Source organism: Massilia sp. CFBP9026 (assembly GCF_034045165.1).
Taxonomy (GTDB): domain Bacteria; phylum Pseudomonadota; class Gammaproteobacteria; order Burkholderiales; family Burkholderiaceae_D; genus Telluria; species Telluria arenae.
On the sequence record NZ_JAXCWH010000002.1, the window covers coordinates 229,888 to 244,323 of the forward strand.

At 64.7% G+C, this 14,436-nt stretch carries 11 protein-coding genes; 6 read left to right on the plus strand and 5 right to left on the minus strand.

Annotation, left to right across the window (positions count from 1 at the left end):
• Positions 1-155 precede the first annotated feature (155 nt).
• Both SOM28_RS05160 and parC read left to right on the plus strand, forming a co-directional pair.
• The gene (locus tag SOM28_RS05160) at positions 156-2,153 is read left to right on the plus strand and encodes a DNA topoisomerase IV subunit B (RefSeq protein WP_123069735.1); all 1,998 of its coding nucleotides are present in this window, start codon (positions 156-158) and stop codon (positions 2,151-2,153) included.
• A gap of 150 nt (positions 2,154-2,303) precedes the next feature.
• The gene (parC, locus tag SOM28_RS05165; RefSeq protein ID WP_320467438.1) at positions 2,304-4,631 is read left to right on the plus strand and encodes a DNA topoisomerase IV subunit A; all 2,328 of its coding nucleotides are present in this window, start codon (positions 2,304-2,306) and stop codon (positions 4,629-4,631) included.
• Positions 4,632-4,703: 72 nt separating this feature from the next.
• Here parC and SOM28_RS05170 read toward each other — a convergent pair whose 3' ends face one another.
• Together SOM28_RS05170 and SOM28_RS05175 are read right to left on the minus strand one after the other, a co-directional pair.
• The gene (locus tag SOM28_RS05170) at positions 4,704-5,198 is read right to left on the minus strand and encodes a hypothetical protein (protein WP_123070140.1); all 495 of its coding nucleotides are present in this window, start codon (positions 5,196-5,198) and stop codon (positions 4,704-4,706) included.
• A gap of 146 nt (positions 5,199-5,344) precedes the next feature.
• Complete coding sequence (locus SOM28_RS05175; protein WP_320467439.1) at positions 5,345-6,757, minus strand: IgA Peptidase M64; 1,413 nt, start codon at positions 6,755-6,757, stop codon at positions 5,345-5,347.
• A 149-nt stretch (positions 6,758-6,906) separates the two neighbouring features.
• On the opposite strand from SOM28_RS05175, the gene SOM28_RS05180 reads away from it, so the two are divergent.
• Positions 6,907-7,938, plus strand: a complete 1,032-nt coding sequence (locus SOM28_RS05180) for an alpha/beta fold hydrolase (protein WP_320467440.1) — start codon at positions 6,907-6,909, stop codon at positions 7,936-7,938.
• A 13-nt stretch (positions 7,939-7,951) separates the two neighbouring features.
• On the opposite strand, the gene SOM28_RS05185 is transcribed toward SOM28_RS05180, so the two are convergent.
• Together SOM28_RS05185 and SOM28_RS05190 are read right to left on the minus strand one after the other, a co-directional pair.
• The gene (locus tag SOM28_RS05185; protein WP_123070137.1) at positions 7,952-9,172 is read right to left on the minus strand and encodes a cyanophycinase; all 1,221 of its coding nucleotides are present in this window, start codon (positions 9,170-9,172) and stop codon (positions 7,952-7,954) included.
• Positions 9,173-9,239: 67 nt separating this feature from the next.
• Positions 9,240-9,677, minus strand: coding sequence for a GNAT family N-acetyltransferase (locus SOM28_RS05190; protein WP_123070136.1), 438 nt, complete (start codon positions 9,675-9,677; stop codon positions 9,240-9,242).
• 174 nt (positions 9,678-9,851) lie between these two features.
• On the opposite strand from SOM28_RS05190, the gene argH reads away from it, so the two are divergent.
• From argH to SOM28_RS05205, 3 genes are all read left to right on the plus strand, one after another.
• Positions 9,852-11,249, plus strand: a complete 1,398-nt coding sequence (argH, locus tag SOM28_RS05195; RefSeq protein WP_123070135.1) for an argininosuccinate lyase — start codon at positions 9,852-9,854, stop codon at positions 11,247-11,249.
• 150 nt (positions 11,250-11,399) lie between these two features.
• Positions 11,400-12,065: an HAD-IA family hydrolase gene (locus tag SOM28_RS05200; protein ID WP_123071565.1), complete on the plus strand. Its 666-nt coding sequence runs from the start codon at positions 11,400-11,402 to the stop codon at positions 12,063-12,065.
• Between the two features lie 64 nt (positions 12,066-12,129).
• Entirely contained in the window at positions 12,130-12,357 is a 228-nt protein-coding gene (locus SOM28_RS05205) for a hypothetical protein (protein ID WP_123071566.1), read from the plus strand.
• Positions 12,358-12,363: 6 nt separating this feature from the next.
• Here the strand turns inward: SOM28_RS05205 and paaZ are convergent, their stop codons facing one another.
• The gene (paaZ, locus tag SOM28_RS05210; RefSeq protein ID WP_320467441.1) at positions 12,364-14,415 is read right to left on the minus strand and encodes a phenylacetic acid degradation bifunctional protein PaaZ; all 2,052 of its coding nucleotides are present in this window, start codon (positions 14,413-14,415) and stop codon (positions 12,364-12,366) included.
• Positions 14,416-14,436 lie beyond the last annotated feature (21 nt).

The window sequence follows — 14,436 nt, forward strand, 5'->3', positions numbered from 1 at the left end:
GACATTGCCGTGATTATCTGGCTTAATCTAGCACAAACGTGCAAAGCGAAAAGCACGTCACAGCGCAAACTACTGTATATTTAAACAGTAAAAAAGCCTAACCTTTTCCTCCCGACAAGTTAGAATGCCGGAGCATTCGACAATCAATCTTCAAGATGGCCTCCAAGAAACCCGCTCCAGACTACAGCGAATCATCCATCCGCGTCCTCAAGGGACTCGAACCTGTGAAACAGCGCCCGGGCATGTACACCCGGACGGAGAATCCGCTCCACATCATCCAGGAAGTGATCGACAACGCCTCCGACGAAGCGCTGGGCGGTCACTGCAGGAACATCGGCGTGACCCTGAACCCTGACGGTTCGATCACGGTCGAGGACGACGGCCGCGGCATCCCGGTCGGCATCCACCCGGAAGAAGGCGTGTCCACGGTCGAGATCGTGTTCACCCGCCTGCACGCCGGCGGCAAGTTCGACAAGGGCTCGGGCGGCGCCTACGCCTTCTCGGGCGGCCTGCACGGGGTCGGCGTCTCGGTCACCAATGCGCTGTCGAAGCGCCTCGAGATCGAGGTGTGGCGCAAGGACGACCAGGGCAACGGCCAGCACAAGCTGGTATTTGCCAATGGCGACGTGATCGAGCCGCTCACTTCCAGCCCTGCCGAACGTGGCGGCAAGAAGAACGGCACCCGCGTCACCGCCTGGCCGGACGGTAAATATTTCGATTCCCCGAACATCCCGCTGGGCGACCTGCAGCGCCTGCTGCGCTCGAAGGCGGTGCTGCTGCCGGGGGTGACGGTTACGCTCACCAACGGCAAGACCGGCGACGTCCAGACCTGGCGCTACGACGAAGGCCTGCGCGGCTACCTGAACGAAGCGCTGGCGCAGAGCTCGAACGGCGAGACCCTGATCCCGCTGTTCGAAGGCGCGCAATTCGCCGCCGCGGGCGACGACAGCTTCGCCGAGGGGGAAGGCGCCGACTGGGTCGTGGCCTGGACCGAGGAAGGCGGCGTGGTGCGCGAGTCCTACGTCAACCTGATCCCGACCGTGAGCGGCGGCACCCACGAAGCCGGCCTGCGCGACGGCCTGTTCGGCGCGGTCAAGAACTTCGTCGAGCTGCACGGCCTGCTGCCGAAAGGCGTCAAGCTGCTGCCCGAGGACGTGTTCGCGCGCGTCTCGTTCGTGCTGTCGGCCAAGGTGCTGGACCCGCAATTCCAGGGCCAGACCAAGGAACGCCTGAACTCGCGCGACGCACTCAAGCTGGTGTCGACGTTTACCAAACCGCCGCTCGAACTGTGGCTGAACCAGCACGTCGAATACGGCAAGAAGCTGGCCGAACTGGTCATCAAGCAGGCCCAGTCGCGCCTGCGTTCGCTGCAAAAAGTCGAGAAGAAGAAATCGTCGGGCGTGGCGGTGTTGCCGGGCAAGCTGACCGATTGCGAATCGACCGACATCACCCGCAACGAGCTGTTCCTGGTCGAGGGCGACTCGGCCGGCGGCTCGGCCAAGATGGGCCGCGACAAGGAATTCCAGGCCATCCTGCCGCTGCGCGGCAAGGTGCTCAACTCCTGGGAAACCGACCGCGATCGCCTGTTCGCCAACAACGAGATCCACGATATCTCGGTGGCGATCGGCGTCGATCCGCATGGCGTCGGCGACTCGCCCGACCTGTCGGGTCTGCGCTACGGCAAGATCTGCATCCTGTCCGATGCGGACGTCGACGGTTCGCACATCCAGGTGCTGCTGCTGACCTTGTTCTTCAAGCACTTCCCTGCCCTGTTCGGCAACGGCAATATCTGCATCGCGCGTCCGCCGCTGTACCGGGTCGACGTGCCGGCGCGCGGCAAGAAGCCGATCCAGAAGCTGTACGCGCTGGACGACGGCGAACTGCTGGCGATCGAAGACAAGCTGAAGAAAGAAGGCCTGAAGGAGGGCGTGTGGAGCATCTCGCGCTTCAAGGGCCTGGGCGAGATGAACGCCGAGCAGCTGTGGGAAACCACCATGAACCCGGACACGCGCCGCCTGCTGCCGGTGGCCTTCGGCCAGTACGACCACGCCGAATCGGCATCGCGCTTCAATATGCTGATGGGCAAAGGCGAAGCCGCGGCGCGCCGCGCCTGGATCGAGGAACACGGCAATGAGACGGAGGCGGATATCTGATGAGGTTAGTGGTTTGTTAGCTGACTTGGGTTCCCGCCTGCGCGGGAACGACGGTCTTTCGGCCAGTGGCCCGAACACGTCGTCCCCGCGCAGGCGGGGACCTAAGTCAGCACCGCAGCCCCCAACGCCCACTAGAACACGAACAACATCATGACGAATCAACCAAGTCTCTTTGAACAACAACACGAGCCCTCGGACGTCGAGACGCTCACCCTGTCCACCTTCGCCGAGCGCGCCTACCTCGACTACGCCGTCTCGGTGGTCAAGGGCCGTGCGCTACCCGACGTGTCGGACGGCCAGAAGCCGGTCCAGCGCCGCATCCTGTACGCGATGAACGAACTGGGCCTGGGCCCGACCGCCAAGCCGCGCAAGTCGGCCGCGGTGGTCGGCGACGTGCTCGGTAAACTGCACCCGCACGGCGACCAGTCGGTGTACGACGCGCTGGTGCGCATGGCGCAGGATTTTTCGCTGCGCTACCCGCTGATCGACGGCCAGGGCAACTTCGGCTCGCGCGACGGCGACGGCGCCGCGGCAATGCGATATACCGAAGCCCGCCTGACCCCGATCTCGCGCCTGCTGATGGACGAGATCGACATGGGCACGATCGACTCGCAACCGAACTACGACGGTTCGACCACCGAACCGCGCACGCTGCCGGCGCGCCTGCCGATGGTGCTGCTCAACGGCGCCTCGGGCATCGCGGTCGGCCTGGCCACCGAGATCCCGTCGCACAATCTGCGCGAGGTCGCGGCGGCGGCGGTGGCGATGATCCGCAATCCCAAGATCACCCACGCCGAGCTGATGACCCTGATCCCCGGCCCGGACTTCCCGGGCGGCGGCCAGATCATCACCCCAGCCTCGCAGATCGCCGACATGTACGCGGTCGGCCGCGGCTCGATGAAGGTGCGTGCGCGTTGGAAGATCGAAGAGCTGGCCCGCGGCCAGTGGCAGGCGGTGGTGTACGAGCTGCCGCCGGGCTGCTCGTCGCAGCGCGTGCTGGAAGAAATCGAAGAACTGACCAACCCCAAGGTCAAGACCGGCAAGAAGGCGCTGCTGCCCGAGCAGCTGGCGCTGAAAAACACGATCCTGGGCGCGCTCGACGCGGTGCGCGACGAATCGGGCCGCGAAGCCGCGGTGCGCCTGGTGTTCGAGCCGAAGTCGAAGAACGTCGACCAGAACGAATTCATGCTGATGCTGCTCGCGCATACCTCGCTCGAGAGCTCGGCGCCGATCAATATGGTGATGATCGGCGGCGATGGACGTCCGCGCCAGAAAGGCCTGGGCACGATCATCCAGGAATGGATCGATTATCGATTCACTACCGTCAGGCGCCGTACCGAATTCAAGCTGGGCAAGGTCAACGACCGCATCCACATCCTGGAAGGCCGCGAGACCGTCCTGCTGAACATCGACAAGGTGATCGCCATCATCCGCAATTCGGATGAGCCGAAGGCGGCGCTGATCGAGGAATTCCGCCTGAGCGACCGCCAGGCCGAGGACATCCTCGAGATCCGCCTGCGCCAGCTGGCGCGCCTGGAAGCGATCAAGATCCAGCAGGAGCTGGCCGAACTGCGCAGCGATAAAGAGAAGCTCGAGGACATCCTCGAGAATCCATCGTCGATGAAACGCCTGATCATTCGCGAAATCGAAGCGGACGCCAAGCAGTACGGCGACGACCGCCGCACCATCATCGAGGAAGCGCAGCGCGCGGTGGCCGAGCAGAAGGTCATCGACGAGCCGGTGACCGTGATCGTGTCGGAAAAAGGCTGGGTGCGCGCGCGTACCGGCATCGGACACGATCCGGCGCAGTTCACCTTCAAGGCCGGCGACTCGCTGTATAAGGCCTTCGAGTGCCGCACGGTCGATCATCTGCTGGGTATTGGCGACAACGGCAAGGTGTATTCGGTGCCGGTGAATGCGCTGCCTGGTGCGCGCGGAGACGGCGTGCCGATTACCACGCTGGTCGATCTGTCGGGTGGCGTACGGATCCTGCACTACTTCGCGGGCAATCCGGAGACGCGCCTGTTGATCTCGACCTCGGATGCGTTCGGGTTCATTACCAAGGCTGGCGATATGGTCAGCCGCCTGAAGGGTGGCAAGTCGTTCATCACCCTGAACGAAGGCGCGGCGCCGTTGCCGCCGCGGGTCGTTACCGACACCGCCGGCGCGATTGCCTGCCTGTCGGAGAAGGGCCGCGTGCTGGTGTTCGGCATCGACGAGATGAAGGTGCTGACCAATGGCGGGCGCGGTGTGATCCTGATGGAGCTGGAGCCGAAGGAGAAGATGCTGGCGGCGCAGCCGATCAACCAGAAGGGTGTGAATGTGGTTGGCACCTGGGCTGAAGGCAAGGCGCGGACGGTGGAACTGTTCGCGTCGGGGCTGGAGCCGCACTTTGGCAAGCGGGCGCGCAAGGGCAAGGCGTTGTCGGCGAGGTTGAAGGCGCAGGATTTGGCGATGCGGGCGGCTGACGCTTCGTAATTCCGACCGTTTTCTACGTTCAGACAAAAAAAATGCCGGCGCAAGCCGGCATTTTTGTTTCAAGCCCAGGGCTTAGTTACGGGCAGCAGCCTTGTGCACGTCGGCTTGTGCTTCAGCACGAACCTGTTCGGTCTTGGCCGCAGCGGTGGCCTTGTCGGCTGCCGCATCGACTTGTGCCTTCAGCACTTTTTCGTCGGCCTTGATCATTTTCTTCTCGGCTTTCAGATTGGCATCGGCCACTTTCTCTTCAGCCTTGGCCATTGCCTTGGCGCGGTCTTCCGGATCGGCCTTGGCCACATTCGCAGCAGCGTCGGTGTGCGACTCGACCAGATTTGCGTGGGCCTTTGACTTGGTCTCGGCGGCCTTGGCCATGGTCTTGTTCACTTTCTCGTCCGCTTTGACGGCGGTCTTGATTTCTTTCTGCTCTGCCTTGATCACGTCTTTCTCGGCATTGGCTTCCGCCTTGACGATGCGGTTGTCGGCAGCGGTGGTCGCTGGTGCGGTGGTTTGAGCGTGAGCAGCGGTAGCCATCAGGCCAGCGATGAGGGTAGCGATCAGTTTGTTCATGATGTGTTTCCTTTCTGGTTGGTCTCTGCACAGATCAGCTTGCCTGTGCAGTCGTTGTTGTTCTTCAGTGATTCCAGAATAAGCCGATCGCAGCGCCGGGTCTGTTAGACAGCCCACAGTCAAATTGTCAGAGTTGTAAGCAAAGATTACCGCTGAACAGCGCCTGCATAGAGGTCGATGATGTCGCTGATGCCGTCCTGGCACACCGGGCAGAACTTGTCGCTGCGGTCGAACATCAGGCATTGCATCGCCGGCCGGTAGTAGCCGCTGGCCTCGTAGTTGGCGCCTTCGAAGGCGCCGATCGTGTGCCGGTGCGGCTGTTGCGCAAACAGCGCGTTGGTACGCTTCAGGTCTTCATGGAACAAGGCGCTCATCTCGGATTCCGGGCGATTCTCGGCGCGCAGCGCGGCGCGCTTCTTCTGGTAGGCGCGCGATTCTTCCTCGTACTGCTCCTTGGGCCACGGCGTCGGCAGCGGCGTGCCGTCCTTCACGTGATGCTTCCATTTGAGCTTGGCGGGATCGCGCAGCGCGGTGACGTTCGGCTCCCACGGTTCCATGCGGCCGCTGGCCGATTGATAGGCTACGGGCGAGGTGTAGTACTCGTCGGCCAGGCCGGCGAAGTGGTGTCCGAATTCGTGCACGAACAGGTAGTCGGCCCAATCGTTGCCGGCCGCCGCGGTGCTGAACTGGCCGAAGATGCCGCCGCCGCCATAGGTCTCGTTATTCACCAGGATCTCGATGAATTCATACGGCGCGTGCTGGGCGATGTCGCGCAGCGCGCGGTTGTCGAGCGTGAGCACATAGCGTTCGCTGCCGAAGATGTCGTAGCGCGTGCCCAGCGTGGACGGATTGTGCACGCCGGTCGACGGGCGGCTGATGCCCGATTGTTCGGTCGGCACCGCCATCGCCCACACATTGAAATCCTTCGCGCGCTCGCGGAACGGCGACACCGTGAACAGATGCTTCGTCAGGCGGCGCGCATCCTGCTCGAACTTCTTCATGTCTTTCTGCGTATAGCCGTCGCCCAGGATCAGGAGGTCGACCTTGTCAGGCGACGGTCCGCTGGAGTGGATCGCGATCGGTTTCGCCAGGGCCGGCGGCTGGCGCCGGATGACGTCCTGCGCATTCGGATCGACCTCGATGCTCCAGGCCACCGAGAACCCGTTGCGCTCGTCGCGCTTGAGGATGCGCACCCGCACCGGCTGCGCGAACTGCGGGAAGCGCACCGATTCCTGGAACGAGCGGCTGATCCGGTTCGCCTCCTCGGTGGTGCGCCACTCTCCGAACACGGTCGAGAAGCCGCGCGAGTACAGCAGATCGCCGGTCATGGCATCGACCACCTCTACGCGGTTCTGGCCACGGTTGGTGTCGTCGAGGTTGCGCGCCATGCTGCCCGGCCAGGGCAGCGGTTCGATCACCACGCGCTCGATGGCGTAATGATCGGACAGCGCATTGCCGCCATGGGTGTAGTCGAGACGGACCGTGGCCGGCTGGGCGGCGCTGGCGATGGAGGCAAGCGCGCCAAGCAGCAGCGCGACGAAGGAGTGGAACAGGCGCATTGCGATTCCTTGAAAGTAGATCGGGATATTGTAAGCCTGGCATCCACCGCCGCGACAGTCCCTCTTTTTCGACCGCCATGCATGGCGCATTGACGCGGGAATGTGCCGCCGCCAGAATCGATCGATCCTCTCTACCAATCGGTATATCCATGCCCCGCCTGCGCGCCTGTCCCCTCGTCCTGCTCTTCGCGGCCTCGGTCGCCCACGCCGCACCCGCCTGCAAGCCCGGCCAACCCGTCGAAGAAAGCGGCTTCGTGAAGATCGGCGGCATCGAGCAATGGGTTACGGTCAGCGGCGACGACTGCGCCAATCCGGTCCTGCTGTACGTGCACGGCGGCCCGGGCAATCCGACTTCGGTATTTGGCGCAGGCCCTTACGCGTCGTGGCGCAAGCATGTCACCGTGGCGCAGTGGGACCAGCGCGGCAGCGGCATGACCTGGGGCCGCCACCGTCCCGGCGAGGAAGTGCCGCTGAGCGTCGAGCAGATCCGCGACGATGGCATCGAGGTGACGCGCTACCTGGCGCAGCGCTTCGGCAAGCGCAAGGTGATCCTGCTGGGCAGCTCGTGGGGGTCGATGGTCGGCATCCATATGGCGAAACAGCGGCCGCAGCTGTTCTGCGCCTATGTCGGCGTGGCGCAGATGGTCGGCTACCGCGAGAACATGACCACCTGGGGCACAGTGCTCGAGCGCGCAAAAGCGGCCGGCGACGCGGCGACTGTCGCCCAACTGGAAGCGCTTGGTCCGCCGCCCTGGACCAATCCACGCAACTTCGGCATCGTACGGCGCGCAGTGCGCAAATACGAGGCACAGACAAGCGATCCAACGCCCACGGCCTGGTTCCAGGTGCTGCCGCACTACGCAACGCCGCAGGCCAAGGCTGACTACACCGAGGGCGAGGATTATTCGTTCCTGAAATTCGTGGGATGGAAAGGCGACGGCATGGCATCGACGACCGATCTGTACCGCCTGGGCACGCACTACGAGCTGCCCGTCTATCTGGTGCAGGGCAAGGAAGACTTGCTCACCGAGCCGCAAGTCACCCGGCGCTTTTTCGAGGCCATCACGGCGCCGGACAAGGCGCTGTTCGAGGTGGCGCGCGCCGGTCACGATCCCAATGCGCCGCTGATCGACGCCCAGAAGCGGGTGCTGGCCGAACGCCTGGAATGGCGCTGCGATTGACTATCGCGGCTAGCTACCGGTACTGATACAGCGGCCGTTGCACCACGATCGGCCGGATGTCGAGCCGCACGTTATACACCGAATAGGCTTCGCTGAACGCCGACTGGTAACCCACGCTCTCGCCGACGCGACTGAGCTTGAACTCGAAGCCCAGGTCGGGCCGCTCGGCATTGGGACTGTCCAGCGACAGGCCGATCGCGTCCACCTGGTCGCTGTCGATCAGCTTGGCCATCAGGTCGACCACCGTGCCGTTGCCGAGGATGTCGGCCGAGAACAGCGGGCCGCGCCAGTACGGTTTCTTGGCGTCGACCTTGCCGTGCGCTTTCTCGGGCGCCGGCGTGAAGGTCTTGGTGGCCAGGTTGAAGCGGTCGCCATTGTCGAGGTAACTCAGGCGTCCGTTGGCGAGATTGAAGCTGCCGTCGCGGGTGGCGGCCTCGCTCAGGTCGACCAGAAGCGCGCCGCGGTAGCCGATCACTTCGACGTCGCGCTTCGGCCCCACCACCATCGCCGTGTTCTCGTCGATCCCGAGGCCGATCTTGTAGCCCTTGGCCAGCATGGCCGGCAGCATGCGCGCGAAGCGTCCGCGTACCAGCAGGTGCTGGTCGATGAAGACGTCGTCGCCGATGAAGCCCAGCCCGCGCGTGATCTGGCGGCCGTCGTCGACGCCATGCTGGAGGGTGGACAGGATCGAGCGCGGGTGGCCGAACATGGTGCTGCTCATGATGGCGGCGCCGGCGCTCGAGCCGGCGATCACGCCACCGCGCCGGTACATGTCCCACAGGGCGTCGAGCACCTGCGTGTTGCTGCCGTCGGGCCGGCGCAGGACGCCCGTGATGCGGCCCTGGTCGCCACCCGAGAAATAAGCGCCGCCGGCCGTGCGCACGGCCTCGGCCAGCTTGGGGTCGTCGGCCGCGGCGCGCCCGTCGGCGCCATCCAGGCGCTCGGCGACCGGGACGAAGAAGGCGTCGGCGCCATGGCGGTTCAGGCGCTCGACGAGATAATTGCCGGCCCGTTCGGGACTCGCCGAGGCGGAGGCGAACACGGCAACCCGGGCGCCTTTGCCGCCAGCGAGCTGGACGATGCGTTCCCACACGGCATCGTTATCGGAGCGCAGGGCGCCGCCGATGATGACGAGCGAGCCTTTCGGCGGGACGGGTTCTTTGTCAGCGGCATTGCTGGCACTGCTCGCCAGCAATGCCAACGTGATTACGGCATGGACGACGAATCGGAACATAGGGCTTCCTCTGATGAGCCATCAGAGTAAGCCTGATTCCAGATTCACGTCGCCATGTTGAGTACGCTCAGGATAGATAGATGTTGGGAAAGTAACGTTCCATCAATGTCTCTGGACGCAACGGTGGAGTGAAACCGAAGCGTTCGTACAAGCTGTGCGAGTCCTTGGTGGCCAGCGTGAAGCGGCGCAGTTTCTGCAGGCTGGGGTGGCCCAGCACCACGCCGATCAACTGCTTGCCGTAGCCATGTCCCCGGAATTCTGGTACGACGAACACGTCCACCAGGTTGGCAAAGGTGGCGTAGTCGGTAATCACGCGCGCGAACGCGATCTGGCGGCCGTCGAGGTAGCCGCCGAAGCACAGCGAATTCTCAATGGCGCGCTCGACGATCGGACGGGAAATGCCCACGGCCCAGGTCGACTGCTCACTGAGGAAGCGGTAGATCATCGGGATATCGAGCCGGGACTGGTCAGTACTGACCTGGAAGCTGGAATCGTTCGTAATCATTGGGCTTGCAAAGCTGGCAAAAAAACCATTTTAGCGCCGATTGGTCCCCGCCTCCGCTTCAATTGGGCTCTTCAGGCGGCTTTTTTTCGCGAGCTTTCCCTGAGTAATCTGCCCACCGGATGGCGTGGCGGCGACGCAGTTTATAATCGCTGGATCCCCAACCGGAATTCCACCATGACCGAACAATTCTCCAAAAAAGCCGAAGCCTGGTCGGCCCGCTTCTCCGAACCCGTCTCCGATCTCGTCAAGCGCTACACCGCGTCCGTGTTCTTCGACAAACGCCTGGCGCAATACGACATCCAGGGCTCGCTGGCGCACGCCGAGATGCTGGCGGCCCAGGGCATCATCAGCGAGCACGACCGTGCCGAGATCGAGCGCGGCATGACGCAAATCCGGTCCGAGATCGACGCCGGCAGCTTCGAATGGCTGCTCGACCTCGAAGACGTGCACCTGAACATCGAGAAGCGCCTGACCGAGCTGGTCGGCGACGCCGGCAAGCGCCTGCACACCGGCCGCTCGCGCAACGACCAGGTCGCGACTGACATCCGCCTGTACGTGCGCGCCGCCATCGACGACATCCTGGCCCTGCTGAACGGCCTGCGCGGCGCCCTGACGGATCTCGCCGAACGCCACGCCGACACCATCATGCCGGGCTTCACCCACCTGCAGGTGGCGCAGCCGATCACCTTCGGCCACCACATGCTGGCCTACGTCGAGATGTTCGGCCGCGACGCCGAGCGCATGCAGGATGCGCGCCGCCGCGTCAACCGCCTGCCGCTGGGCGCCGCCGCCCTGGCCGGCACCACCTTCCCGATCGACCGCCTGCGCGTGGCCAAGACCCTGGGCTTCGACGACGTCTGCCACAACTCGCTCGACGCCGTATCCGACCGCGACTTCGCGATCGAATTCACCGCCGCCGCCTCGATCCTGATGATGCACGTCTCGCGCTTCTCGGAAGAGCTGGTGATGTGGATCAGCCCGCGCATCGGCTTCATCGACATCGCCGACCGCTTCTGCACCGGCTCGTCGATCATGCCGCAAAAGAAAAACCCGGACGTGCCGGAACTGGCGCGCGGCAAGACCGGCCGTGTGTACGGCCACCTGACTGGCCTCTTGACCCTGATGAAAGGCCAGCCGCTGGCCTACAACAAGGACAACCAGGAAGACAAGGAACCGCTGTTCGACACCATCGACACCGTGACCGACACGCTGCGCATCTTCACCGACATGGCGTCGGGCATCACGGTCAAGGCCGAGAACATGCGCGCCGCGGCGCTGCAGGGCTATGCCACCGCGACCGACCTGGCCGACTACCTGGTCAAGAAAGGCCTGCCGTTCCGCGACGCCCACGAAGCCGTGGCGCATGCGGTGCGCGCCTGCGACCAGGCGGGCTGCGATCTGTCCGAGATGTCGCTCGAAACGCTGCAGGGCTTCTCGCCGCTGATCGGGCAGGACGTGTTCGAGGTGCTGACCCTCGAGGGTTCGGTGGCGGCGCGCGACCACGTGGGCGGCACCGCGCCGAACCAGGTGCGTGCGGCTATCGTGCGCGTGCGCCAGCAACTGGCCGAGTAATCTAGCACGTCGTTCCCGCGAAGGCGGGGACCCAAGTTTTTCGCGTTACGACGACGCTGATAGCACTTGGGTTCCCGCCTGCGCGGGAACGACGTGTATGGGCCTCGTCCAGGCTCCATCATCCCTGTTCCCCTTTCTAGTAACGATTCAATGACCGCCCTCCCCACCCGCGATTACGCCGCCTTCCTGTTCGACATGGATGGCACCATCCTCACCTCGATCATCGCCGCCGAGCGCGTCTGGGCTGCCTGGGCGCGCAGCCATGGCCTGGACGTCGATGTCTTCCTGCCGACCATCCACGGCAAGCGCAGCATCGACACGGTGCGCGGCGTCGGCTTGCCCGATATCGACGTGGAAGCCGAAGCGCAGCGCATCACGCTGGCCGAGATCGAGGATGTCGAAGGCATCGAGGCGATCGCCGGCGTGGCGGCTTTCCTGGCCACCCTGCCGGCCGACCGCTGGGCCATCGTCACGTCGGCCCCGCGCGCGCTGGCCGAGGCGCGCATCGCCGCTGCCGGGCTTCCGACGCCGCCTGTGATGGTGGCGGCCGAAGACGTCCAGCGCGGCAAGCCGGCGCCGGATCCCTTCCTGCTGGGCGCCGAAAAACTGGGCATGCGACCGCAGGACTGCCTGGTGTTCGAGGATACGCTGGCCGGCCTGCAATCGGCCGAGGCAGCCGGGATGGACAGCATCGTCGTCACCGCCACTCACCACGAGCCACTCGCAACCCGCGTGACCGGCGTTCCGGACTACGACGACCTGCGCGCGATCCGCACGCCGGAAGGACTGCTGCGGCTGCAGCGCACGCGGTCTTGAATCGTGCGTCCTGCATGACGCTTGCATGGTTCCATATCGACATGCACCATGTCGAGGAGGGACCATGCAACGCTATGCAAATCGCAGCGGCGAATCCGGCGTCGTCGCCTACGCGCTCGGGAAGGATTCGATCACGGTGAAATTCATCGGTGGCGGCCGCTATGAATACACCGAAGACAGCGCCGGCGTCGAGCACATCGCCCGCATGCGCGAGCTGGCCGCGAACGGCCGCGGCCTGTCGACGTACATCAGCCAGCATGTGCGCGACCGCTATGCGCGCAAGCTAGACTGACCCGGTTCAGCCGCGTTTCAACACCAGCGTCAGGATGTCGTAGCTCGCCACCAACTCATCGCGCTGGTTAGTCACCTGCACATCCCACGCCACCACGCCCTGTCCCCTGCCCTGCTCATCCGCGCGGTTGCGGTCGACCTTGCGCTTGCAGGTCAGGCGCGCGCGGATGGTGTCGCCGATCGCCACCGGCGCCACGAAGCGCAGGTTGTCCAGGCCGTAGTTGGCCAGCACCGGCCCCGGCGCCGGCGACACGAACAGGCCGGCCGCCGCCGACAGCACGAAGTAGCCGTGCGCGATGCGCTGGCCGAACTGCGTGTCTTTCGCTGCAATCTCGTCGAAGTGCATGTAAAAGTAGTCGCCCGAGACGCCGCCGAAATTGACGATGTCGGCTTCGCTCACCGTGCGGCGGTGGGTCAGCAGCGAGTGGCCCATCTCCAGGTCTTCGAAGTAGCGGCGGAACGGGTGGATCTCGCTTTCCTTGACGGCGCCGCCGCGCACGTATTCGCCCGTCACGGCGCCAAGCATGGTCGGCGAACCCTGCACCGCGGCGCGCTGCAGGAAGTGCTTGACGGCGCGGATGCCGCCCAGCTCTTCACCGCCACCGGCGCGGCCCGGGCCGCCGTGTTTCAGTTGCGGCAGCGGCGAGCCATGGCCGGTGCTGTCCACGGCTGCTTCGCGGTCCAGGATCAGCACGCGGCCATGCGAAGCCGCCGCCACCGGCACGGCGTAGGCGGCGATCGCAGGGTCTTTGGTGGCGAGCGTCGTCACCAGGCTGCCCTTGCCGCGCGTGGCCAGCTCCAGTGCCTCGTCGATGTCGCGGTAGGTCATCAGCGTGCTGACCGGGCCAAAGGCTTCCACGTCGTGCACGGCGTCGTTGTCCATCGCATTACGGCACAGCAGCAAGGTGGGCGAGAAGAACGCGCCGCTGGCGACGTTGTCGCCGACCGGATTGAAGCCGTCGCGCGCGCTGAACAGGACCTCGTTGCCACGCGCGAGCAGCTCGACCCGCTCGCTGACGTCGCGGTGCTGGTCCATCGACGCCAGCGCGCCCATGCGCACCCCCTCCACTTTCGGATTGCCGACCGTGGTCTTGGCCAAGCGCTCGCGCAGGCGTTCGCCGACCGCATCGACCAGCGTTTCCGGCACGATCACGCGACGAATCGCGGTGCACTTCTGGCCGGCCTTGCCGGTCATCTCGCGCGCCACTTCCTTTACGAACAGGTCGAACTCCGGATCGTCGGGCGTGACGTCCGGCGCCAGGATCGCGCAGTTGAGCGAGTCGGCTTCGGCCGTGAACGGCACCGATGCGCGGATCAGGTTCGGGTTCGAACGCAGCTTGGCGGCGGTGTCGGCCGAGCCGGTGAAGGTGACGGCATCGAAGCCACCCAGGCGATCGAGCAGGTCGCCGGTGCTGCCGATCACGAGCTGCAGCGCGCCGTCCGGCAGCAAATTCGACTCCATCATCATCCTGACCACGGCATGGGTCAGGTAGCTGGTAGCGGTGGCCGGCTTGGCGATGCAGGGCATGGCCGCCAGGAAGCTCGGCGCGAATTTCTCGAGCAGGCCCCAGATCGGGAAGTTGAAGGCGTTGATGTGCACCGCCACGCCGCCGCGCGGCACCAGGATGTGGGTGCCCGAGAAGCCGCCGCGCTTGCCCAGCGCCATGGCCGGGCCTTCGTGCAGCACGTTCGATGACGGCAGCTCGCGCGAGCCCATGCTGGCGTAGGCGAACAGGGTGCCGATGCCGCCTTCGACGTCGACCCAGCTGTCCTGGCGCGTCGCGCCGGTCAGGTGCGAGATCTCGTACAGTTCTTCCTTGCGCTCCATGAGGTACAGCGCCAACGCCTTCAGGCATTGCGCGCGCTTCTGGAAGTCCTGGCTCATCAAGCTCTTGATGCCGGTCTTGCGGGCGAAGCTCAAGGCCTCGTCGAAATCGATTTTCTCGGCGTGCGTGTGATAGATCAGCGCGTTGTCGAGGGCGCTGTGCAGCGCGGTGTGCGATTCCTGGCCATGCCAGCGGCCGGCGATCAGGCTTTGTAGTGTCGGGATGTTACCCATATTCTGTCTCCTCGTTTGTCT

Bases quoted from the DNA above. Each gene is read 5' to 3' on its own strand.
- SOM28_RS05160 (WP_123069735.1), top strand. From the start codon at position 156: ATGGCCTCCAAGAAACCCGCTCCAGACTACAGCGAATCATCCATCCGC.
- SOM28_RS05205 (WP_123071566.1), top strand. From the start codon at position 12,130: ATGCAACGCTATGCAAATCGCAGCGGCGAATCCGGCGTCGTCGCCTAC.
- SOM28_RS05185 (WP_123070137.1), bottom strand. From the start codon at position 9,172: ATGTTCCGATTCGTCGTCCATGCCGTAATCACGTTGGCATTGCTGGCG.
- SOM28_RS05180 (WP_320467440.1), top strand. From the start codon at position 6,907: ATGCCCCGCCTGCGCGCCTGTCCCCTCGTCCTGCTCTTCGCGGCCTCG.
- SOM28_RS05200 (WP_123071565.1), top strand. From the start codon at position 11,400: ATGACCGCCCTCCCCACCCGCGATTACGCCGCCTTCCTGTTCGACATG.
- SOM28_RS05175 (WP_320467439.1), bottom strand. From the start codon at position 6,757: ATGCGCCTGTTCCACTCCTTCGTCGCGCTGCTGCTTGGCGCGCTTGCC.
- SOM28_RS05190 (WP_123070136.1), bottom strand. From the start codon at position 9,677: ATGATTACGAACGATTCCAGCTTCCAGGTCAGTACTGACCAGTCCCGG.
- argH (WP_123070135.1), top strand. From the start codon at position 9,852: ATGACCGAACAATTCTCCAAAAAAGCCGAAGCCTGGTCGGCCCGCTTC.
- paaZ (WP_320467441.1), bottom strand. From the start codon at position 14,415: ATGGGTAACATCCCGACACTACAAAGCCTGATCGCCGGCCGCTGGCAT.
- SOM28_RS05170 (WP_123070140.1), bottom strand. From the start codon at position 5,198: ATGAACAAACTGATCGCTACCCTCATCGCTGGCCTGATGGCTACCGCT.
- parC (WP_320467438.1), top strand. From the start codon at position 2,304: ATGACGAATCAACCAAGTCTCTTTGAACAACAACACGAGCCCTCGGAC.